Raw genomic sequence first — 22,407 nt, 5'->3', positions numbered from 1 at the left:
AGTGCAAAAAGGCACAAATAAGACGGTCCTGAAGGGCATGAATTCCTCTCGCGCATGCTCGAAGGCAAGGCGCTGGCGGGTGTGCGGATCAGTAGCCGGGAAAACGAACTGCACTACGACTTCAGCGACACCGAATAACGACTGTTGGAATGCGGTTTAAATGTGGGAGGGGGCTTGCCCCCGATGGCGGTGAATCAGTCACCAGATGCATCAACTGACACACTGCTATCGGGGGCAAGCCCCCTCCCACATTTGCAGCCGGTTTCTTCAGCTATTACGCAATTTACGGGTTAACCGATGCTATTCAACCAAACCTCACGCCTGGCCAAAATCACCAGCCCCCTCGGGCCGGACGTGCTGTTGCTCAATCAAATGGGTGGCGGCGAAGAGTTGGGTCGGCTGTTCGCCTATGAGCTGCAACTGACCTCCCTGGACGCCAACATCGACCTCAACCAGTTGCTGGGCAAGCCGATGAGCGTCGGCGTGCAACTGGCGGACGGCGGCGAGCGGCACTTTCACGGCATCGTCGCGCAGTGCAGCCAGAGCATCGACCAGGGCCAGTTCGCCAGCTACCAGGTGACGCTGCGCCCGTGGCTGTGGCTGCTGAGCCGCACGTCGGACTGCCGGATTTTCCAGAACCTGAGCATCCCGCAGATCATCAAGCAGGTGTTCCGCGACCTCGGCTTTTCCGACTTCGAAGACGCCCTGAGCCGGCCGTACCGCGAGTGGGAATACTGCGTGCAGTACCGCGAGACCAGCTTCGATTTCGTCAGCCGCTTGATGGAACAGGAAGGCATCTACTATTTCTTTCGCCATGAACAGGACCGCCACGTGCTGGTGCTGGCCGATGCCTACGGCGCCCACGCCACGGTGCCGGGCTACGTGTCGATTCCGTACTACCCCAAGGACGAGCAGCAACGCGAACGCGACCACCTGTACAACTGGCACCTGGCCCAGCAAGTGCAGCCGGGCTCGCTGGAGCTCAACGACTACGACTTCCAGCGCCCCAGCGCGAGCATCGACGTGCGCTCGGCGATGCCGCGCCCGCACGCCGCCGGCGACTACCCGCTGTACGACTACCCCGGCACCTACGTGCAAAGCGCGGACGGCGAACACTACGCGCGCACCCGCATCGAAGCCCTGCAAACCCTGCATGAACAAATCGAATTCAACGGCAACGCCCGCGGCCTCGGTTCCGGCCACCTGTTCAGCCTCACCGGCTTCAGCCGCCAGGACCAGAACCGCGAATACCTGATCGTCGGCTGCCGCTATTACATCGTTCAGGAAAGCCTGGAAAGCGGCGGCGGCTCCAGCTCGGCGCAGTTCGACAGCAGCCTGACCTGCATCGACGCCCAACAAAGCTTCCGCCCGCTGGCCAACACCTATCGCCCCATCGTCAAAGGCCCGCAGACCGCGCTGGTGGTCGGCCCCAAAGGCGAGGAAATCTGGACCGACCAGTACGGCCGCGTGAAGGTGCATTTCTACTGGGACCGCCACGACCAGTCCAACGAAAACAGCTCGTGCTGGATACGCGTATCGCAATCCTGGGCCGGCAAGAACTGGGGCTCGATGCAGATCCCACGAATCGGCCAGGAGGTGATTGTGAGCTTTCTGGAAGGCGACCCGGACCGGCCGATTATTACTGGGCGGGTGTACAACGCGGAGCAGACGGTGCCCTACGATTTGCCGGAGAACGCGACCCAGAGCGGCATGAAAAGTCGCTCGAGCAAGGGCGGCACGCCGGCCAACTTCAATGAAATCCGCATGGAGGACAAGAAGGGGTCGGAGCAGGTGTATATCCATGCCGAGAGGAATCAGGACGTCGTCGTCGAAGTGGACGAAAGCCATTCGGTGGGGCATGACCGCAACAAGCGCATCGGGCACAACGAGACGGTGACGATTGGCGCTAATCGCCTGCGCGTAGTGCGCAACAACGACACCGTGCTGGTGGGCGGCGCCAAGTCTGACAGCGCCGCCACGCGCTATACCATCGAAGCTGGAGACAGTATTCGCCTGGTGTGCGGCGACAGTGTGATTGAGCTCACGGCAGACGGAGCCATCAACCTGACCTGTGGCTCGTTCAATCTGTTTTCCTCCGGCAGCAGCAAGATCCAGACACAAGGCAAACTGGATATCAACCAGGGCAGTGACGAGGGCACATCACCCGGTCAGCAGGGTGTGCGAGCCACTATCCATAACGCCGTCGAATCAACATTTGCGGACAAGCCGGGCGCCGGCCAATAACGAGATACTTGCACCATGAACTACTTGATCAATGAAGCCCAATTCACCTTGCCCGATGCAGCCTTACAGGATGCCTCGATCAATATCCTCAAGTTCGCCCACCTGGGCACCACGCTGGTCGTCAGCCGTAGCCCGCTGGCGGACGGCGAAACGTTGCAAAGTAACTTCGAAGCGCAGCTCAAGACGCTCGAACAACAGGAGAAGTACCTTCGTTACTCGCCAGTGCAAGCCATAAAGGTGGGGGCCGCACTGGATGTCGATGCCTATGAAGTGCAGAACAGTTTCAACAAAGGCAGCGACAGCTTTTACCAGTACCAGTTGGCGCTGCAACTACCGGGCACACGCCGCCTGATCGCGTTGAGTTACGTCAAGACCCAACCCCTCGGGCCCGCCGAAGCGGCTCACTGGGCAACGCTAAAGAGCACGCTTAGCTTCTTCGCCACACCCTGAATCACACGGAGCCAAACCGACTGCTACTCAATCCCCCCAAGAATACCTGACCACCCCGATCAACAATTCTTGATCGCCATCAAGCGGTTTTCACCCCCCACCTTCCTATCATGACCCCCGCCAAGCCATGAGGAAGCGACCATGTCAGAGACCTTCACCAAGGGCATGGCCAGGAACATCTATTTCGGAGGAAGCGTGTTCTTCTTCCTGATTTTCCTGGCCTTGACCTACCACACCGAACAAACCTTTCCCGCCCGTAGCAATGTCGACCAGCTCACTGAATCGGTGATCCGCGGCAAGAGCGTCTGGGAGCGTAATAACTGCGTCGGTTGCCACACCCTGTTGGGCGAAGGCGCGTACTTTGCGCCGGAGCTGGGCAATGTGTTCAAGCGTCGTGGGGGTGACGAAGGGTTCAAGCCGTTCCTGCACGCCTGGATGAAAATGCAGCCCCTTGGGGTGCCGGGGCGTCGCGCCATGCCGCAATTCAACCTCAGCGACCAGGAGGTGGACGATATGGCCGAGTTCCTCAAATGGAGCTCGAAGATCGATACCAATAACTGGCCACCCAACAAGGAGGGCTGAGCCATGCGCAGCGCCAATCCCTATCTGAAATTCCAATCCCAGGCCGTGGCCAAACCCTACTTTGTGTTTGCCTTGATCCTGTTCGTCGGCCAGGTGCTGTTTGGCCTGATCATGGGCCTGCAATACGTGGTGGGCGACTTTCTGTTCCCGTTGATCCCCTTCAACGTGGCGCGGATGGTCCATACCAACCTGCTGATCGTCTGGCTGTTGTTCGGCTTTATGGGCGCCGCCTATTACCTGATACCCGAGGAGGCCGACCGCGAGCTGCACAGCCCCAAACTGGCGATCTTGCTGTTCTGGGTGTTTGCCGCAGCCGGGGTGTTGACCATCCTCGGTTACCTGTTGGTGCCCTATGCGGCACTGGCCAAGCTGACCCATAACGAACTGCTGCCGACCATGGGCCGCGAGTTCCTCGAGCAACCGACCATTACCAAAATGGGCATCGTGGTGGTGTGCCTGGGCTTTCTCTACAACATCGGCATGACCCTGCTCAAGGGCCGCAAAACCACGGTCAGCATGGTGATGATGACCGGCCTGATCGGCCTCGCGGTGTTCTTCCTGTTCTCCTTCTACAACCCCGGCAACCTCGCACGTGACAAGTTCTACTGGTGGTGGGTGGTGCATCTTTGGGTAGAAGGCGTGTGGGAACTGATCATGGGCTCGATGCTGGCGTTCGTGCTGATCAAGGTCACCGGCGTCGACCGTGAAGTGGTGGAGAAATGGCTGTACGTGATCATCGCCATGGCTTTGATCACCGGGATCATCGGCACCGGGCACCACTTCTTCTGGATCGGCGCACCCGAGGTGTGGCTGTGGGTCGGCTCGATCTTCTCGGCCCTGGAGCCGCTGCCGTTCCTGGCGATGGTGATGTTCGCCTTCACCATGGTCAAACGTCGGCGGCGCCAGCACCCGAACCGCGCGGCGACCTTGTGGGCCAAGGGCACCACGGTGACGGCGTTCTTCGGCGCCGGGGTCTGGGGCTTCCTGCATACGCTGGCACCGGTCAACTTCTACACCCACGGTACCCAGCTCACGGCGGCCCACGGTCACCTGGCGTTCTTCGGGGCCTACGCGATGATCGTGATGACCCTGATCAGCTACGCCATGCCACGCTTGCGCGGCCTCGGCGAAGCGCCCGATGCGCGTTCGCAGACCATTGAAATCTGGGGCTTCTGGCTGATGGTGCTGTCGATGGTGATGATCACCTTGCTCCTCACCGCCGCCGGTGTGGTGCAGGTGTGGTTGCAGCGCTGGCCGGCGGACGGTGTGGCCTTGCCGTTCATGGCCACGGTCGAGCATTTGACCGTCTTGTTCTGGGCCCGGTTGGCCAGTGGCGTGGTGTTCCTGCTGGGGCTGCTCTGCTACCTATACAGCTTCCGCCAACGCCAAGCCGTCGCCGGTGCGCCGGCGCCGATTGTGTATTGATCGTCAATCCCTAAGACGGCGGCCCGGCTGGTACAGCGGGCCGTTTTACGTTTGGAGCACGGCTCATGGCCTTTACCCTGGAATTGGAAGAGTGGGTTGGCAGCGTCTGGCACCGCTTCATCACCCGCCGTGCCAATGTCGATTTCCCCGAGGCGCAGGTCGCGCTGACGGACCATCAGCGCAGCCTGGCCCTGTTGTTCCGCGCCCTGGGCGGCGCTGGCGGGATGGCGCTGGAGGCGGCCTGCGAGCGCGACCTGTTGCTGCGCCGCAACCTGTTGATGCGTATCGCCGGCACCTGCAAGCAAGCCCCCCTGGCGTCCTGCGACGGTAACCGCTTGCGCTTGCCGGCACGCCTGGCGGTATTTCCCGACGCGGCGCTGAATCACGAGTTGTACCGCTGGCTGGCGCTGCTCGCGGCCCACGCCGGGCCGATGAGCCACTGGGCCCGCGACAACCAACGCTGGACCTGGCTGCTGTTGCAGCGCTACCCGGCGATGCTGCCGCGCTACCAACGCCTGGTGGAGGCGCACCTGCAACTGCGCCCCGACCCCGCCAGCCTCAAACCCGACGAAGCCGCCCTGGAGCGGGCCTTGCGCAAGGCCCTGCGCGAACCCGGCAGCGTGCGTCACTTGCCGCGCAGTTCACGGGCCGCCTGGCCGTTGCCGTTATGGCTGTACCCGGCGCTGCAGTTGGACACCGCGCAAAATACCGACCTGGAGGAGGAGGGCGACGACCTCTCAGCCCCGCCCGGCGAGCAGCAAGGCGGGCCCAAGCGTGCCACCCGCGTTGACGACGCGAGCCGCGATGGCGGCCTGCTGGTGGTGCGCCTGGAAAACCTGTTCAGTTGGAGCGAACACGTCGACCTCGATCGCTGGTCCGACGACAGCCAGGACCCGGACGCCGCCCGCGTCGCCGAAGACCTCGACCAGTTGAGCCTGTCGCGCCAGCGCGTGCGCAAGAGCGGCGGGCTCAAGCTGCACCTGGATCTGCCGCCCGCCGATGTCGACGACATCCCCTTGGGCGACGGCATCAAGTTGCCCGAGTGGGATTACCGCCGGCAGTGCTTGCAGGAAGGCTTCGTCAACCTGCAATTGATGCAGCCGCGTTGCGACGCACCGCAACCCTTGCCCGCGCGGTTGCAGGCCCAGGCCCAGCGCTTGCGCCGGCAATTCCAGAGCCTGCGCACCGACCGCCAATGGCAGCGCCAGCAGCCCCAGGGGTCAGAGGTCGACCTGCAGGCCTGGCTGGATTTTCATGTGCAGCGCCAGCAGGGCGCCTGCGCCGAACGCGGGCTGTTCCTTGAACAACGCCACACCCACCGCGACCTGGCGTGCCTGTTGCTGGCCGATCTGTCGATGTCCACCGATGCCCATGTCAACGATGAGCAAAAGGTCATCGATGTGATACGCGACAGCCTGCTGCTGTTCGGCGAAAGCCTGGCCGGGGCAGGGGATCGCTTTGCGTTGTATGGGTTTTCTTCACTGCGGCGGCACCAGGTGCGCTTGCAGGTGCTCAAAACGTTCCAGCAAGCCTATGACGACCGCACGCGCGGCGCGATCCAGGGCCTCAAACCGGGCTACTACACGCGCATGGGCGCGGCTATCCGTCAGGCTACCCAGTTGCTGGGCGCCTGCCCGCAGCGGCGCAAGTTGCTGTTGTTGATCACCGACGGCAAGCCCAATGACCTGGACCTGTATGAGGGACGTTACGGCGTGGAGGACACGCGCCAGGCGGTGGTCGAAGCGCGGCGCCAGGGCTTGATTCCGTTCTGCATCACCATCGACAAACAGGCCGGCGACTATCTGCCGTACATGTTCGGCGCCCATGGTTTCACCCTGATCCATCGCCCGGAACAATTACCGCAACGCCTGCCGCAGCTGTATCGGCAGTTGACCGAGACTCAGTAAAAGTCCCTGGGCAACCAGAAGAACATCACCACGCAGAACAGCGTCAGGCCCAGGCAGAACCACTGGAAACGCTTCAGTCGGCGCGCCTGGGTGCTGGCGTGGGCCTCGGGCAGCGGTGTGGCGCAACGCTCGCACAGGTCGCGCTCCACGGCATTGCCGTGCTGGCAGACCAGGCAGGTTTTCACTCGAATTGCTCCAGGCGCGGGCGGTCGAGAATTGCGATCTGCCGGCCGTCCTGGGTGATGATTTTCTCGTCGATCAAGCGCCGGATAATCCGCGAAAACGTCTCCGGCTGGATCGACAGGTGCCCGGCAATCAGTTGCTTGGCCATCGGCAGCTCGAAGCTGCAGTCGGTGGTGCTTTGCAAGCGCACCAGTTGCGTGAGCAGGTAGCGCACCACGCGGTGGGTGGCGTTTTTCAGCGACAGGGTTTCGATCTCGTTGACCCGCTGGTGCAGGCGCACGCACAACTTGCCGAGCAGGGCGAAGGTCAGGCGGCTGTTGCTCTGCAGCAAACGCATGTAGGTGAGATTGGACAGCCGGTACAACTGCGTGGGGCACACCGCTTCGGCGCACGCTACGTAGTTGGGCGTATCCATCAGCATCATGGCTTCAGCGAAGGTCTGCCGTTCGCCGATCACCTCGAACACCTTCTCCTGGCCGTCCGGGGTGAGGCGGTAGATTTTCACCGCGCCGGCGATCACGAAGTAGAACGCATCGGCCGGTTCGCCCTGGCGGAACAGCGGTTCGCCTTTGTCGACACTGAGCAATTGGCTGCTACTCATCAGTTCGTTCAACTGCGCCTCGTCCAGGGGTTCGAACAAGTGGTGGCTGCGCAGGATCTGGTGATGAACACGATGGAGCACCATCTTGACCTCGGGGAATATCGGGAAGGGATACCCAAGGTTAATCCTGTTGGCGTCGGCCGTACTTGATCTACGACAAGGGCAGCGCACAGGCAACGCTGCACGATCGTCGCAGTGAACGCTTGCGAAAGTGCGCTATGCGCGGGCCGCGGCGAGGCTGGGCGCGGCCCGGGCAAACAATATGTCGTTCTCCAGGCGGATGTGTTCGCGCAGGTCGGCATGAAAGGCGCTCAGCTCGCGGTACAGGCTGCGCCAGGTATTACAGGCCTCGGCCGGCGGGGTGATCTGGTTCGTCAGGCTCAACAGCTGCTCCAGGGCCTCGGCGTGTTGGTCGTGCTCGTAGCGCATCACCTGGATCGGCGTCGACGCCTGCGGCCCCATGCCCATTTGCAGCATCGGGAACAATACCTGTTCCTCCTTGAGCATATGGCTCTCCAGTTCCTGCTGCATGTCGAGCAGCAGGTCGGCCAGGCCGTTGGGGCATTGCAGGTGCTGACCGTGGACCTGTTCGACGCGGCTCGCCATGCGGACCAGTTCCGGCAATTGCTCGCGATGACGTGCGTGGTAGCGCGCCAGCAGATGGTCGATCAAGTGGTCCTGGGTTTGGGTGTTCCAGTCGCTCACGGTCATCGGGCTTTCCTCATCGGCAGTACGGGTATGAACCAGTGATTGCAGGCTGCGTGCCAATTTTAACGCATTGAAAAGTAACGATTTATCCCGGAGTAAGGTAATCATGACCACACGCTGCCAGGGTGCTCTGAACCCCAGGAGGGTCGAAATGACCGCGCCGCTCGACGGCATCCTCGGCCAGAGCGCGGTGTTGCAGGAGTTGCTCGACGAGCTGGCGTTGCTGGCCGAAACGCAGTTGCCGGTGTTGTTGCTCGGCGAAACCGGGGTCGGCAAAGAGCTGTTCGCGCGGCGCCTGCATCGCCTGTCGCAACGCGGCAACAAGCCTCTGGTGCAGGTCAACTGCGCGGCGCTGCCGGAGGCGTTGGCCGAAAGCGAGCTGTTCGGTCACGTCAAGGGCGCCTTCTCCGGCGCCACCCACGACCGCGCCGGGCGGTTCGATGCGGCCAACGGCGGCACCTTGTTCCTCGATGAGGTCGGCGAATTGCCCTTGAGCATCCAGGCCAAGCTGCTGCGTACCCTGGAGAATGGCGAGATCCAACGCCTGGGCGCCGATCGGCCATTGCATGTGGATGTCCGCATCATCGCCGCCACCAATCGCCACCTGCCCGACCGCGTGCGTGACGGCCTGTTTCGCGCCGACCTGTATCACCGGCTGTCGGTGTACCCGCTGCCGATCCCGGCGTTGCGCGAGCGTGGCGAGGATGTGTTGCTGCTGGCGCGGCATTTCGCTGAGCTCAACCGCGAGCGCCTGGGCTTGCATGACCTGCAACTGTCGCCGACGGCGCAACAGGCGCTGCTCGAGTACGCCTGGCCGGGCAATGTGCGTGAGCTGGAGCATGTGATCAGTCGCGCCGCGTTGAAGCAGCTCAGTCGTGGCGAACCGCGCAGTTCGGTGATCCGCCTGGAACCGCACGCTCTGGGCCTGGACACGGCCGCCGTCGCGGTGGAACGAGCCATGCCCGCGTCATCGATCGAGGCCTTCCAACCCTTGGCGGTGGCGGTGGACGAGTGCCAGCGCTGGAACATTCGCCACGCCCTGGAACACTGCGCCGGCAATTGGGCGAGTGCCGCGCGTTTGCTCGGCGTGGACGCGAGCAACCTGCACAAGCTGGCGCGGCGCCTGAAGCTCAAGTAAGGGGTGTGACAACACGCCAGCTGTGCGTATCTGCCGCACTACCTACCGGCCAGACTTGATTCTGGTCAAGGGCCACCTGCCATCACCACCCCTACCATCCGTCCCATCTTCAGCCCGACGCCTCAAGGGACTCCATGACTTGCTCCGCGCGCTTGACACGCCACTGGCTGACGCTGCTGGTGGTGTTGCTCATCACCAGCTTCACCGCCCAGGCCCGGCCTTACGGCGACATCGAACAGCAGCGTATCGAACGCGCTTTCCCCGCCCAGGATGCGGTCTCCGCACCCGACGGGCCGTTCAAGGTGCGGACCATTTCGACTGCCGGCAAGCCCATTGGCTACGTGTTTCAGAGCCTGGATGTGGTGGCGATCCCGGCGTATTCGGGCAAGCCGATCAACACCCTGGTGATCCTCGACGCCGCCGGGGTGATCCGCGATGCCTACGTGCTGGAACACCACGAGCCGATCCTGTTGATCGGTATTCCCGAGATCAAACTGCACGAATTCACCGCGCACTATTCCGGCGTCGATGTGCGCCAGCGCGTGGTGGTCGGGCGTTCCAGCGATCCGAAGGCGGTGACGGTGGACGCGATTGCCGGTGCGACCGTGACCGCGATGGTGGTCAATGAAGTGGTGATGCGGGCGGCCCATGACGTGGCGGTGTGGCTCAAGCTGATCGACGGCAAGGCCGCGACCGCGCAGAAAGTCGCGTTGATCCGCACCGACCGGTTTGACCCCGCCACCTGGGCACAATTGACCGGCAATGGCGCGATCCGCCGCCTGCATTTGACCCGGGGGCAGGTCGACGCGGCCTTCAAGGACACCGCCGCCGAAGGCGCCGAGGCCGCGGATGAGACCTTCATCGACCTCTATGTGGCCGACATCAACCCGCCGAGCATCGGCCGCAACCTGCTGGGCGAAGAGCACTACCGCAACCTGATGCAGGGGCTCAAACCCGGCGAACAGGCCATCGCCGTGCTCGGCCGTGGGCTGTTTTCGTTCAAGGGTTCGGGTTATGTGCGCGGCGGGATTTTCGACCGGGTGCAGTTGCGCCAGTTCGGCAACGTGATCAGCTTCCGCGACCTCGACCACCAGCGCGTCGACGATGTCTACGCCGAGGGCATCCCGGCCTTCGACGAGATGTCGGTATTCATCGTGCGCCCGCAGGCCGGCTTCGACCCCGGCTCGCCCTGGACCCTGGAACTGCTGGTGCGGCGCCAGACCGGCCCGGTCAGCGGCACGTTCAGCAGCTTCGAATTGCCTTACCAGATGCCCGAACAGTACCTGGAACGGCCGCTGCCCACCGCCGCCGAACAAGCCGCGCTGGATGAGGCCAGCCGCCCACTGTGGTTGAGCATCTGGTACCAGAAACAGGTGCAGGTCATGGTGCTCGGCGTCGCGCTGCTGCTGCTTACCGCAATCCTGTTCCTGCAGGACAGCCTGGCCCGGCGCCCGCGCCTGCTGCACTGGCTGCGCCGCGGCTACCTGGTGTTTACCGTGGGGTTCATCGGCTGGTATGCGCTGGGGCAGTTGTCGGTGGTCAATGTGCTGACCTTCGTGCATGCGCTGGTCCAGGACTTCCGCTGGGAACTGTTCCTCACCGACCCGCTGATCTTCATGCTCTGGGTCTTCACCGCCGCCAGCATCCTGCTCTGGGGGCGTGGGGTGTTCTGCGGCTGGCTGTGCCCGTTCGGGGCCTTGCAGGAACTGCTCAACGAGGCCGCGCGCCGCCTGAAGATCCGCCAGTTCGAATTGCCCTTCGCGGTGCATGAACGGCTGTGGGCGATCAAGTACCTGATCCTGCTGGTGCTGTTCGGCCTCTCCCTGGAATCCATGGCCACCGCCGAACGCTTTGCCGAAGTGGAACCGTTCAAGACCGCCATCACGCTCAAGTTCGACCGCCAGTGGTGGTTTGTGCTCTACGCCGTGGCGTTGCTGGTGATCAACCTGTTCACCCGCAAAGTCTACTGCCGCTACCTCTGTCCCCTCGGCGCCGCCCTGGCGATCCCCAGCAAATTCCGCCTGTTCGATTGGCTCAAGCGGCGCCAGGAATGCGGCAACCCGTGCCAGCTGTGCGCGAAGGAATGCGAGATCCAGGCGATCCACCCGGACGGCCATATCAACGCCAACGAATGCCACTACTGCCTCGACTGCCAGATGACCTGGCACAACGAAAACAAATGCCCGCCGCTGATCAACAAACGCAAGAAGCGCAACAAGGCGGCGCCCGAACAGATTCCCGTAGTGCAGATAAATCCCAACACTTGAAGGAGCAACCCATGAACGATACAGACGATAAACATGACGGCCTGACCCGGCGCAGTTTCCTCGGCACCGGTGCGGTGACCGGCGCCGTACTGGCGGGTGCGTCGGCCCTCGGCGGCGCGGTGTTTACCCGTGAATCCTTCGCGGCGGCGGCCAAGGACGCCAAATCGAAAATCCATGTGGAACCCGGCCAGCTCGACGATTACTACGGCTTCTGGAGTGGCGGTCACCAGGGCGAAGTGCGGGTGATGGGCGTCCCGTCGATGCGCGAGCTGATGCGTATCCCGGTGTTCAACGTCGATTCGGCCACCGGTTGGGGCCTGACCAACGAGAGCAAGCGCATCCTCGGCGAGGGCGCCAAGTACTCCAACGGCGATTGCCATCACCCGCACTTGTCCACCACCGACGGCCACTACGACGGCAAGTACCTGTTTATCAATGACAAGGCCAACAGCCGGGTGGCGCGCATCCGCCTGGACATCATGAAGTGCGACAAAATTCTCACCGTACCGAATGTCCAGGCCATCCACGGCCTGCGCCTGCAAAAGGTGCCCTACACCAAGTACGTGTTCTGCAACGCCGAATTCATCATCCCGCACCCCAATGACGGCCGAAACTTCGACCTGCAGGATCGCAACAGCTTCACCATGTTCAACGCCATCGATGCGGAAAAAATGGAGATGGCCTTCCAGGTGATCGTCGACGGCAACCTCGACAACGCCGACATGGACTACACCGGCAAGTACGCAGCGGCCACCTGCTACAACTCGGAAAAGGCCACCGACCTGGCCGGCATGATGCGCAATGAGCGCGATTGGGTGGTGGTGTTCAACATCCCGCGCATCGAAGCGGCGATCAAGGCCGGCAAGTTCATCAATGTGGACGGCGTCAAGGTGCCGGTGGTGGACGGACGCAAATCCGAGGACGGCAAGGACAGCGAGTTCACCCGCTACATTCCGGTGCCGAAAAACCCCCACGGCTGCAACACCTCGCCGGATGGCAAGTACTTCATCGCCAACGGCAAGCTGTCGCCGACCTGCACCATTATCGCCATCGACAAACTCGACGACCTGTTCAGCGGCAAGATCAGCGACCCGCGCGGTGTGGTGGTCGGTGAACCGGAGCTGGGCCTGGGCCCGCTGCACACCACCTACGACGGACGCGGCTTTGCCTACACCACGCTGTTCATCGACAGCCAGGTGGTCAAGTGGAACATCGCCGAGGCCATCCGTGCCTATGGCGGCGAGAAGGTCAACTACATCAAGCAGAAGCTCGATGTGCAGTACCAGCCCGGTCACAACCATGCGTCGCTGACCGAAACCCGCGACGCCGACGGCCAGTGGCTTGTGGTCTTGAGCAAGTTCTCCAAGGACCGCTTCCTGCCCACCGGCCCGCTGCACCCGGAAAACGACCAGTTGATCGACATCTCCGGCGATGAAATGAAACTGGTCCACGACGGCCCGGCCTTCGCCGAACCCCATGACTGTGTGATGGCGCGCCGCGACCAGATCAAGACCAAGAAAATCTGGGAGCGCAACGATCCATTCTTCGCCGAAACGGTGGCCATCGCCAAGAAGGACGGGATCAACCTGGAAACCGACAGCAAGGTGATCCGCGACGGCAACAAGGTGCGCGTGTACATGACCTCCATGGCCCCGGCCTACGGGCTTTCGGAGTTCACCGTCAAACAGGGCAATGAAGTCACCGTGACCATCACCAATATCGACATGATCGAAGACGTGACCCACGGCTTTGTCATGGTCAACCACGGCGCGAGCATGGAGATCAGCCCGCAGCAGACCTCGTCGATCACGTTCATTGCCGACAAGCCCGGGCTGCATTGGTACTACTGCAGCTGGTTCTGCCATGCCCTGCACATGGAAATGGTCGGGCGGATGAAGGTCGAGCCCGCCTGACACGCTGTTTGAGAAACGACACAAGGCAAATGTGGGAGGGACGGTGCGACGATTCGACTTGCTCCCGATGGCGGTGAATCAGTCACAGATGCATCAACTGACACACCCTCATCGGGAGCAAGTCGAATCGTCGCACCGTCCCTCCCACTTTTAGCCGCATTTCCTTTAAGAGGACATCATCGTGGCTCGATCACTCGTCATCCTGGTGATGCTGATAGTGGCTTCGGCGGGAGCGGTCGCCGCCGTTCGCCCCATCACCGACTTACCCCTGCAAGCCGACGGCCCCAACCGTTGGCGCTTGCCTGCTGGCGAGTACCGGGGCTCGTTCCGCATCGACCAACCGCTGCAATTGACCTGCGCCCCCGGCGCCATCTTCCAGGCCGAAGGGCAGGGCAACGGCCTGCTGATCAGCGCGCCGGATGTCAGCGTCCAAGGCTGCACATTCCTCGATTGGGGCGACGACCTCACGGCCATGAACGCCGCTGTGTTCATCCAGCCCCAGGCGCGCGGCGCGCAAGTGCTGGGCAACCGCCTGCAAGGCCAGGGCTTTGGCATCTGGGTCGATGGCACCCAGGACGTGAGCGTGATCGGCAACCGCATCCAGGGTGACACCTCGGTACGTTCGCAGGACCGGGGCAACGGCATTCACCTGTACGCGGTACACGGTGCCCGCGTCATCGATAACCACGTGCGCGACACCCGCGACGGCATCTACATCGACACCTCCAACGGCAACCTGCTGCAAGGCAACACCCTGGAAGACCTGCGCTACGGCATCCACTACATGTTTGCCAACGACAACCAGGTCCTGGGCAACACCACCCGCCGCACCCGCACCGGCTATGCGTTGATGCAAAGCCGCAAGCTGACGGTGATCGGCAATCGCTCCGAGCAGGACCAGAACTACGGCATCCTGATGAACTACATCACCTATTCGACCTTGCAGGACAACGTCGTCACCGATGTGCGCGACGGCTCCACCGGCGACACCATGATCGCCGGCGGCGAAGGCAAGGCACTGTTCATCTACAACTCGCTGTTCAACCGCATCGAAAACAACCGCTTCGCGCGCAGCGCGGTGGGCATCCACCTGACCGCCGGCTCCGAAGACAACCGCATCGCCGGCAACGCCTTCATCGACAACCAGCGCCAGGTCAAATACGTCGCCAGTCGCTTGCAGGAATGGTCGGCGGACGGCCGGGGCAACTACTGGAGCGACTACCTCGGCTGGGACCGCAACGGCGATGGCCTCGGCGATGTGGCGTATGAGCCGAACGACAACGTCGACCGCCTGCTGTGGTTGTACCCCCAGGTGCGGCTGTTGATGAACAGCCCCGGCATCGAGTTGCTGCGCTGGGTGCAACGTGCGTTTCCGGTGATGAAGTCGCCGGGTGTGATGGACAGCCACCCCCTGATGCAAGCCCCCACTCAGAAGGAACCTGCATGATGAATGTCGTCGAGATCGAAGGCGTCAGCCAGCGCTATGGGCGTGCCACGGTACTGCACGACCTGGACCTGAGCCTGGCCCCCGGCGAAGTCCTGGGGTTGTTCGGGCACAACGGCGCGGGCAAGACCACGGCGATGAAGCTGGTGCTCGGTCTGCTGCGCGCCAGCGCCGGCGAGGTGCGAGTGTTCGGCCGTGCGCCGAGTGATCCCCACGTGCGCCGCTGGCTCGGTTACCTGCCGGAAAACGTCACGTTCTATGCACAGTTGAGCGGCGTCGAAACCCTGCGTCACTTCGCCCGGCTCAAGGGCGCGCCGATGCATCAGGTCGACAGCCTGCTGGACGACGTCGGCCTGACTGCGGCGGCAGGGCGGCGGGTCAAGACCTATTCCAAGGGCATGCGCCAGCGCCTCGGGTTGGCCCAGGCCTTGCTCGGCGAGCCGCGCCTGTTGCTGCTCGACGAACCCACCGTGGGCCTCGACCCGTTCGCTACCCAGGACTTGTATCGCCTGCTCGACCGCCTGCGTGCGGCCGGCACCAGCACCATCCTGTGTTCCCACGTGCTGCCGGGCGTCGAGGCGCACATCAACCGTGCGGCGATCCTGACCCAGGGCCGCCTGCTGGCCTTGGGCAGCCTGGCGCAGTTGCGCGCCGAGGCCGGCTTGCCGACGCTGATCCGCACCTGCGGCTTGCAGCGCGTCGAATCGCTGCAACAACGCTGGAGCGCCGCCGGCCATGTCACCCGGCGCTGGGGCGTCGAAGGGCTGCAAGTGGCGGCGCACAACGGCAGCAAGGTGCAACTGCTGCGCCAACTGCTGGCCGAGGACAGCCCCAGCGACGTGGAAATCCTGCCGCCGTCCCTTGAAGACATCTACCGGCATTACATGGACAGCGCGATGGTCACGGCACAGGAGGCGGCCTTATGAACCCGATCTGGAACATGGCCCGCAAAGAGTTCTGCGACGGCCTGCGCAACCGTTGGCTGTTGGCGATCAGCCTGTTGTTCGCGGTGCTGGCCATCGGCATCGCCTGGCTGGGCGCCGCCGCCGCCGGGCAACTGGGCTTCACCTCGATCCCGGCGACCATCGCCAGCCTGGCCAGCCTGGCGACGTTCCTGATGCCGCTGATCGCGCTGTTGCTGGCCTACGACGCGATCGTCGGCGAAGACGAGAGCGGCACCTTGTTGCTGTTGCTCACCTATCCGTTGGGGCGCGGGCAGATCCTGCTCGGCAAGTTCGTCGGCCATGGGCTGATCCTCGCGCTGGCCACGGTCCTCGGCTTCGGCTGCGCGATGCTCGCCATTGCGTTGCTGGTCGACGACGTGGACTTCGCCATGCTGCTCTGGGCCTTTGGCCGGTTCATGCTGACCTCGGCCCTGCTTGGCTGGTGCTTTCTCGGGCTGGCTTATGGCCTGAGCAGCCTGTGCGCGGAAAAATCCACCGCCGCCGGGCTGGCGCTCGGCGTGTGGTTCTTCTTCGTGCTGGTCTTCGACCTGGCGCTGCTGGCCTTGCTGGTGCTCAGCAAAGGCCAGTTCAACCCGCAGGGGCTGCCCTGGTTGCTGCTGCTCAACCCCACCGACGTGTATCGGTTGATCAACCTCTCGGGTTTCGGTACGGGCACCCACTCCGTCGGGGTCATGGCCCTGGGTTCGGACCTGGACGTGCCGCCGCTGGCCCTGTGGGCGTGCCTGCTGGCGTGGGTGGCCGTGCCGCTGGCGCTGGCCTACGGGCTGTTCCGCCGCCGCGCGGCGTGAGGATTTTTTATGACTGCTGGAGTGAGTGAAATGGGTTTCAAGACACGGGTAGTGGCGGCCTTGCTGGTCGGCTTGTTGATGAGCGCCTGCGACAAGGCGCCGGAGTCGAGCTTCAGTGACGCGCCGGTGGCGTTTCATCCCAACGACGAGTGCCACGTGTGCGGTATGGTGATCAACGAATTCCCCGGGCCCAAGGGCCAAGTGGTGGAGCGGGGCGGGGTGAAGAAATTCTGTTCTACCGCCGAAATGCTCGGCTGGTGGCTGCAACCGGAAAACCGGCACGACGACGCGAAGCTGTACGTACACGACATGGGCCGCAGCCAATGGAATGCACCGGACGACAAGCACCTGATCGACGCCCGCACCGCGTACTACGTGATCGGCACCGGGCTCAAGGGCGCCATGGGCGTGGTACTGGCTTCGTTTGCCGATGAGGCCAAAGCGCAGAAAGTCGCGGCGGACACCGGTGGCCGGCTGTTGCGTTTCGAGCAGATCGACCTGGCGCTGTTGCAGCAACCGATGCCGATGATGCACAGCGGGCATTGACCGCGAGGGGGTATCAACCGGCTTGATACCCCATCAACTGTTCTGCGTTCAGGATTCGAATGGTGCGTTGGCGCACCTCGATCAACCCGCCTTCCACCAGCCGATGCAGAATCCTCGAAAACGTCTCCGGCTGAATCCCCAGCTTCGACGCCACCAGGCGCTTGGGCACCTGCAACACCACCTCACCGCTGACGTCGTCGCGCTCCTGGAACAGGAAATTGATCACCCGGCGACTGGCATTGGCCAGGGTCAGGGTGTCGATGTCCTGGAGGCGCTGATGCAGGTGAATACTCATGCTCGCCAGAATCGCCAGGCAAATGGCCGGTTGGTCTTCCAGGGCGCGGCGATAGTGTTGGCCTTCGATACTCACCAGCACGCTGTCCTTGAGCGCGGTGCCACTCACCGGGTACGCCTTGGCCTGGGTGAACAGCAGCGCTTCGGCAAACGTCTGGCCGGGGCGGATGACTTCCACCAGATGCTCCTGACCTTCGCCAGTGACCCGGTGCAGCTTGATCTGGCCGCTGACCAGCAGGAAGAACCGATCGGCGGGATCGCCCTGGTGCATGAGCGGGGTGTGATTGGGCAAACGCTTGAGACTGGCCAGGGTGCAGACATCCTGGAAGGTTTTTTCAGGCAGCCGGCTGAACAGGTGATGCCTGCGCAGGGTTAGAACGATGTTGGGATGGGTGAGCATAAGGGCCTCCGCGGTTCATCAGGGTAGGGCGGCCCGGGGTTTGGGGATATGCCTCGAAGGGGGTACCTCTTCCCACGTTCGGTCAGCTTGGGTTAAAGAGGCGGCCTTAATGTGGGAGGGTGCTTGCCCCCGATGGCGGTGGATCTGACCTCATTCTGTATTTGCTCTTGCTCTTAGGCGCGGCCTTATAGCCAACCTGATCCTGGAAGCCGAACGCGGTCAAAAATGTGGGAGGGGGCTTGCCCCCGATGGCGGTGGATCAGTCATGCATGTAGTGGCTGACACACTGCTATCGGGGGCAAGCCCCCTCCCACATTTGGATCTCCATAGATCAGATAGACCTTGCTCTGCTTTTGATCTGTTCTTGCTCTTGCTCTCGCTCTTGCTCTTGCCCGAGCATTAGCGAGGTGCCGAGTGTTGGGGCAAGAGCCCTTTGGTTATTTTGGGAGTTTTCCAAGATGACCCACTGTAAGAGCGGAGCCACCAGCCGCCGCTACCGAAGAAACAGATATGTACCCAATCCCCCGAAAAACCGTCAACCCGCCTGCCGCAAGTGCTCCATCGCCCAAACCGCCGCCTCCACCCGTGACCGCAACCCCAACTTATGCAGCAGATTCTTCACATGCACCTTCACCGTCCCTTCGGTAATCCCCAACTTATGCCCGATCACCTTATTGCTGTAGCCACTGGCAATCGTGCGCAGCACCTGCCGTTCCCGCTCCGTCAAGTCCACTGCCGCATGGGGTTGCGGCGAGCGCAGTGCCTGGGCCAGCACCCGCGTCAACCCGGGGCTGATCACCAGCGCTCCATGCAACGCATCACGGATGAACTCCACCACCAACTCCGGCTCCATGTCTTTAAGCAGATACCCGTTGGCATCCAGGCGCAATGCATCGCGAATGTCATCCTCGGCATCGGACACGGTAAACAGCAGCACCTTGCCCGCATAGTTCATGGCGCGCAGGCGGCGCAGGGTTTCCAGGCCGTTCATCTGCGGCATGTTGTTGTCCAGCAGCACCAGGTCCGGTTGCAGGGTTTCGATCTGGTCCAGGGCTTCCTGGCCATTGCCGGCTTCGCCGACCACCTGCAGATCGTCTTCGAGTTCGAGTATCTGACGCATGCCATGGCGCATCATCGGGTGATCGTCGACCAGCAAAATGCGGTGGCGGGGGAGTGTGCTCATGGGAGGTTACCTTGTAGAGGTTGCCCGAGAAATTCCGGTTGAAAACGTAAATGCACCCGCGTGCCCTGGGGCTCGCGGGGGCTGATGTCGAGTTGGCCGTGCAGGCTGCGCGCGCGTTCGTCCATGATGGTCAGGCCGTGGTGTTCGCGTTGGTCGACGGCGCCGCAAAAGCCACGGCCGTCGTCCTCAATGCTCAGGCTCACGGTCTCGCCCTCCTGGCGCAGTTGCAGCCAGGCGTTTTGCGCATGGGCGTGGCGCAGGCAGTTGGACAAGGCCTCGCGGGTGATCTGCAGCAAGTGGATCTGTTCGCTGGCCGACAATTGGAAGGCGAGGGCGTCGACGTGCAGGTGGACCTGGAATTCGCCGCGCCGGGAGAACTCTTCGGCGGTTTCCGATAGCTCTTGTACCAACCCGGCATCGTGGATTTGCAGGCGGAAGGTGGTCAGCAGCTCGCGCAGTTGGCGGTAGGCGTTGTTCAGGCCGTCGCGCAGTTCGGCGGTGACGGTGGCCAGGGTTTCCACGGGTTCGCCCCGGCGGATCAGGGTTTGCATGCGGCTGACTTGCAGCTTCATGTACGACAGCGCCTGCGCCAGGGAGTCGTGCAGTTCCCGGGCGATGATGGTGCGCTCGTCGAGCAGCAGCAAACGATGGTCCTGTTCGCGCTGGCGTTTGAGCGACAGCGAAGTGCCGATCAGGTTGGCCAGGGCCTGGATCAATTGCTTTTCCCAGTCTTGCGGAGGGTGGCCATCGTCGAAGTGGGCCTTGAGTTCGCCCAGTTCCGAGCCCTGGTTGCTGATGCTGAATATCTGCGGCGGCGCCACTTTGTGTTTATGGCAGCTCGCGCAATCGCCGATGGCGCAGATGTTACGGCTGTCGCCGCCGTGCAAGGCGAGCATCTGCTGGGCCGGTGCGAGGAAGTGGCCTTGCAGGCACAACGACAGGCGCAACCCCGGCAGGCGTTTCTGGAAGCGCCGGATCAATTCGTCCAGGCCCTCGGCATTGGCCAGGCGCGTGGCCAGGCTGCTGCTGCTCTGGTACAGCAGTTCGAGGGCGGCGTTGGCTTGTTGCAGGTTGAGGGTCTTGAGGCGCACCTGGCTTTCCAGGGTGCGGTGGGACGCCTCGATGGTCTCGGCCATGGTGTTGAAGCTCAGGGCCAGTTGCCCCAGCTCATCTTCGGAACGGTGGTTGACCCGGGTCTTGAAATCGCCGTCGCGAAAGCGCCGGGTGGCCTGTACCAGTTCCTGCAAAGGGTTGACCACGCCGTACTGCAACTCATACAGGCCGATCAACAGGATGATCAACGTGCTGAACAGCGCCAGGCCCTGGATGCCTTGCTGCCAGCTTTGTTTGCGTTCGCTCTGTTGCTGCAACAGGCTGACGAATTGATTCATTTGCTCGACGAATGTCGGCGCGCTGGCCTGGAACTGCGCCGTATCACCGCGCGTCAGGGCCGGGTGCAGCTCGTCGTTCCAGCGTTGCTGGATCTGTTGGTAGCTCTGCAGCAGGGCGCTGTTCGGGCCGTCTTCCAGCACCGCCTTGAGCGAGTCGCTGTCGAGGCGCCCTTGCAGGCTCTGGGTGATGCTGTCGATCTCTTCGGCCGGCGCGGCGGCGGCGAGCCGCCAGCTGAGGTGGTAGGTCTCCATACGCACGGAGCCGGCGGTGTTGATTGCGGCGGCGTCGCCCTGGCTGAACCAGGCGATCAGCCCCGCACTCAAGGAACTGGCAAGGGCCAGGATAGCGATCAGGATCACAGCCAAGCCGGCGCGTGCGGGCAGGGAGCTGCGTAGCCAGCTAAACATCACGGCGTAGTCGGAGGGGGGAGAAAGCCTGCATGGCGGCACCTGAAAAGGAAAAACGAGCTGGAAAACGGCGATCCCTGGCGCACTACCTCTAAAGAGTTGCCGGCAAACCCTCCCACGGGAAAACGCCGGCACAAGAGATCAATCCATTGATAAATAAAGACTTTCTCTTGTTATAGGAACTACCTCCTTAGAGGTATATGGGATCAGCATAGCCTTATACCCACCTGGCCGACGTTGATCTGCGTCAAGTTCCAAGGGGGTGTCGCCCCTAACCTGCGCTCATGAAATCACCTTTCGGAGCGCATACCGTGACTCAACCCCGTATAAGACAAGGCTTGGTGCTGGGCATGAGCACGCTGGCCTTCACCGTCTGCTTTATGGTGTGGATGATGTTCGCCGTGTTGGGCGTGCCCATCAAAGAGCTGCTGCAACTCAACGAAACCCAGTTTGGCCTGCTGGCCGCCACGCCGGTCTTGACCGGTTCCCTGGTGCGCCTGCCCCTGGGCTTGCTGACTGACCGCTTCGGCGGGCGCATCGTGTTCTTCCTGTTGATGCTGGCCTGCGTGCTGCCGCTGTACCTGATCACCTACGCCACCGCTTATTGGCAGTTCCTGGTGCTGGGCCTGTTTGTCGGCCTGGCCGGCGGTTCGTTCTCGGTGGGCATCGCCTACGTCGCCAAGTGGTTCGACAAGGACAACCAGGGCTTCGCCATGGGCGTGTTCGGCGCCGGTAACGCCGGGGCCGCGGTCACCAAGTTCCTCGCCCCGGCGCTGATCGCCCTTGGCACCTGGCACCTGGTGCCCAAGGTGTTCGGCGCGATCCTGTTCATCACCGCGCTGTTGTTCTGGTTCCTCACCAGCGAGAACAAGGCCCACCGCAGTGCCGGCGGCGCCACCTTGCGCGAGCAACTGCGGTGCCTGAAAGACCCGGCCGTGTGGCGCTACTGCCAGTACTACTCGATTGTCTTCGGCGGCTACGTCGGCCTGGCATTGTGGATGACCAAGTACTACGTGCAGGAATACGGTTTCAGCCTGCAAAGCGCGGCGCTGCTGGCCGCCTGTTTCTCCCTGCCCGGCGGTGTGCTGCGCGCGGTCGGCGGTTGGATGTCCGACCGCTGGGGCGCCCAGAGCGTGACCTGGTGGGTGTTGTGGGTGAGCTGGGTCTGCCTGTTCCTGCTCAGCTACCCGCAGACCCAATTGCAGGTGCAGACCGTCAACGGTCCCCTGGATTTGCATATCGGCCTCAACCCCACCCTGTTCACCGTGCTGCTGTTCGTGATGGGCATCGCCTTCGCGTTCGGCAAAGCCTCGGTGTTCAAGTACATCGCCAATGACTACCCGCAGAACATGGGCGCGGTGTCCGGCATCGTCGGCCTGGCCGGTGGCCTGGGGGGCTTTGTGCTGCCGATTCTGTTTGGCGCCCTGGTGGACCTCACCGGCGTGCGCTCGTCCTGCTTCATGTTGATGTACGGCGTGGTCTGGGTGTCCCTGACCTGGATGTACCTCAGCGAAATCCGCAAACAACCGCTGCTGGGCAACACCGCCCAACGTCTCCAAGGAGAATGAAC

Annotated in this window: 17 protein-coding genes and 3 pseudogenes; 14 read left to right on the top strand and 6 right to left on the bottom strand. The window is 62.7% G+C overall.

The annotated features are described in order from the left end of the window. Positions 1-39: 39 nt before the first annotated feature. The 6 genes and pseudogenes from AC07W0_RS24495 to AC07W0_RS24470 form a co-directional block, all read left to right on the top strand. Positions 40-138: pseudogene (locus AC07W0_RS24495) on the top strand (hypothetical protein); the annotation flags it as partial. Between the two features lie 159 nt (positions 139-297). Beyond that, positions 298-2,244, top strand: coding sequence for a type VI secretion system Vgr family protein (locus tag AC07W0_RS24490; protein ID WP_232589172.1), 1,947 nt, complete (start codon positions 298-300; stop codon positions 2,242-2,244). Positions 2,245-2,259: 15 nt separating this feature from the next. Continuing rightward, complete coding sequence (locus tag AC07W0_RS24485) at positions 2,260-2,694, top strand: DcrB-related protein (protein ID WP_046489201.1); 435 nt, start codon at positions 2,260-2,262, stop codon at positions 2,692-2,694. 141 nt (positions 2,695-2,835) lie between these two features. Further along, on the top strand, positions 2,836-3,276 hold the full coding sequence (locus AC07W0_RS24480) for a c-type cytochrome (RefSeq protein ID WP_017849342.1): 441 nt from the start codon (positions 2,836-2,838) through the stop codon (positions 3,274-3,276). Between the two features lie 3 nt (positions 3,277-3,279). After that, complete coding sequence (locus AC07W0_RS24475; protein ID WP_046383075.1) at positions 3,280-4,701, top strand: cbb3-type cytochrome c oxidase subunit I; 1,422 nt, start codon at positions 3,280-3,282, stop codon at positions 4,699-4,701. Between the two features lie 65 nt (positions 4,702-4,766). After that, complete coding sequence (locus tag AC07W0_RS24470) at positions 4,767-6,608, top strand: nitric oxide reductase activation protein NorD (protein WP_017849340.1); 1,842 nt, start codon at positions 4,767-4,769, stop codon at positions 6,606-6,608. Here AC07W0_RS24470 and AC07W0_RS24465 read toward each other — a convergent pair. The 3 genes and pseudogenes from AC07W0_RS24465 to AC07W0_RS24455 all read right to left on the bottom strand — a co-directional run. After that, the gene (locus tag AC07W0_RS24465; RefSeq protein ID WP_017849339.1) at positions 6,602-6,793 is read right to left on the bottom strand and encodes a hypothetical protein; all 192 of its coding nucleotides are present in this window, start codon (positions 6,791-6,793) and stop codon (positions 6,602-6,604) included. The genes AC07W0_RS24470 and AC07W0_RS24465 overlap by 7 nt on opposite strands. Further along, positions 6,790-7,476 carry a Crp/Fnr family transcriptional regulator gene (locus tag AC07W0_RS24460; protein ID WP_046489199.1) on the bottom strand — a complete coding sequence of 229 codons (687 nt, stop codon included), beginning with the start codon at positions 7,474-7,476 and terminating at the stop codon, positions 6,790-6,792. The genes AC07W0_RS24465 and AC07W0_RS24460 overlap by 4 nt, the downstream gene beginning before the upstream one ends. A 132-nt stretch (positions 7,477-7,608) precedes the next feature. Next, positions 7,609-8,064: pseudogene (locus AC07W0_RS24455) on the bottom strand (hemerythrin domain-containing protein); the annotation flags it as partial. 208 nt (positions 8,065-8,272) lie between these two features. On the opposite strand from AC07W0_RS24455, the pseudogene AC07W0_RS24450 reads away from it, so the two are divergent. The 7 genes and pseudogenes from AC07W0_RS24450 to AC07W0_RS24420 all read left to right on the top strand — a co-directional run. After that, positions 8,273-9,238 (top strand): annotated as a pseudogene (locus AC07W0_RS24450) (sigma 54-interacting transcriptional regulator); the annotation flags it as partial. A 134-nt stretch (positions 9,239-9,372) separates the two neighbouring features. Further along, on the top strand, positions 9,373-11,505 hold the full coding sequence (gene nosR, locus AC07W0_RS24445; RefSeq protein ID WP_102618652.1) for a transcriptional regulator NosR: 2,133 nt from the start codon (positions 9,373-9,375) through the stop codon (positions 11,503-11,505). 11 nt (positions 11,506-11,516) lie between these two features. Beyond that, complete coding sequence (gene nosZ, locus AC07W0_RS24440; RefSeq protein ID WP_017849334.1) at positions 11,517-13,418, top strand: TAT-dependent nitrous-oxide reductase; 1,902 nt, start codon at positions 11,517-11,519, stop codon at positions 13,416-13,418. Positions 13,419-13,626: 208 nt separating this feature from the next. Further along, complete coding sequence (locus AC07W0_RS24435) at positions 13,627-14,865, top strand: nitrous oxide reductase family maturation protein NosD (RefSeq protein ID WP_057006108.1); 1,239 nt, start codon at positions 13,627-13,629, stop codon at positions 14,863-14,865. Then, positions 14,865-15,788, top strand: coding sequence for an ABC transporter ATP-binding protein (locus tag AC07W0_RS24430; protein ID WP_102618651.1), 924 nt, complete (start codon positions 14,865-14,867; stop codon positions 15,786-15,788). The genes AC07W0_RS24435 and AC07W0_RS24430 overlap by 1 nt, the downstream gene beginning before the upstream one ends. Next, complete coding sequence (locus tag AC07W0_RS24425; protein WP_102618650.1) at positions 15,785-16,615, top strand: ABC transporter permease; 831 nt, start codon at positions 15,785-15,787, stop codon at positions 16,613-16,615. The genes AC07W0_RS24430 and AC07W0_RS24425 overlap by 4 nt, the downstream gene beginning before the upstream one ends. Before the next feature lie 30 nt (positions 16,616-16,645). Continuing rightward, entirely contained in the window at positions 16,646-17,161 is a 516-nt protein-coding gene (locus tag AC07W0_RS24420; protein ID WP_017849330.1) for a nitrous oxide reductase accessory protein NosL, read from the top strand. 13 nt (positions 17,162-17,174) lie between these two features. Here AC07W0_RS24420 and AC07W0_RS24415 read toward each other — a convergent pair whose 3' ends face one another. From AC07W0_RS24415 to AC07W0_RS24405, 3 genes are all read right to left on the bottom strand, one after another. Continuing rightward, positions 17,175-17,855: a Crp/Fnr family transcriptional regulator gene (locus AC07W0_RS24415; RefSeq protein WP_046383082.1), complete on the bottom strand. Its 681-nt coding sequence runs from the start codon at positions 17,853-17,855 to the stop codon at positions 17,175-17,177. A gap of 535 nt (positions 17,856-18,390) precedes the next feature. Beyond that, a complete protein-coding gene (narL, locus tag AC07W0_RS24410; protein WP_017849328.1) occupies positions 18,391-19,038 on the bottom strand; it encodes a two-component system response regulator NarL in 648 nt (215 codons plus the stop codon). Continuing rightward, positions 19,035-20,837, bottom strand: a complete 1,803-nt coding sequence (locus AC07W0_RS24405; protein WP_102618649.1) for a HAMP domain-containing protein — start codon at positions 20,835-20,837, stop codon at positions 19,035-19,037. The genes narL and AC07W0_RS24405 overlap by 4 nt, the downstream gene beginning before the upstream one ends. Positions 20,838-21,148: 311 nt before the next feature. Here AC07W0_RS24405 and AC07W0_RS24400 point away from each other — a divergent pair, with 311 nt between their 5' ends. Beyond that, positions 21,149-22,405 carry an MFS transporter gene (locus AC07W0_RS24400; protein ID WP_032804979.1) on the top strand — a complete coding sequence of 419 codons (1,257 nt, stop codon included), beginning with the start codon at positions 21,149-21,151 and terminating at the stop codon, positions 22,403-22,405. The last annotated feature ends 2 nt before the right edge of the window (positions 22,406-22,407 follow it).

Source organism: Pseudomonas sp. GW704-F2 (assembly GCF_059423025.1).
This window is presented reverse-complemented; position numbering and strand designations above follow the sequence as displayed.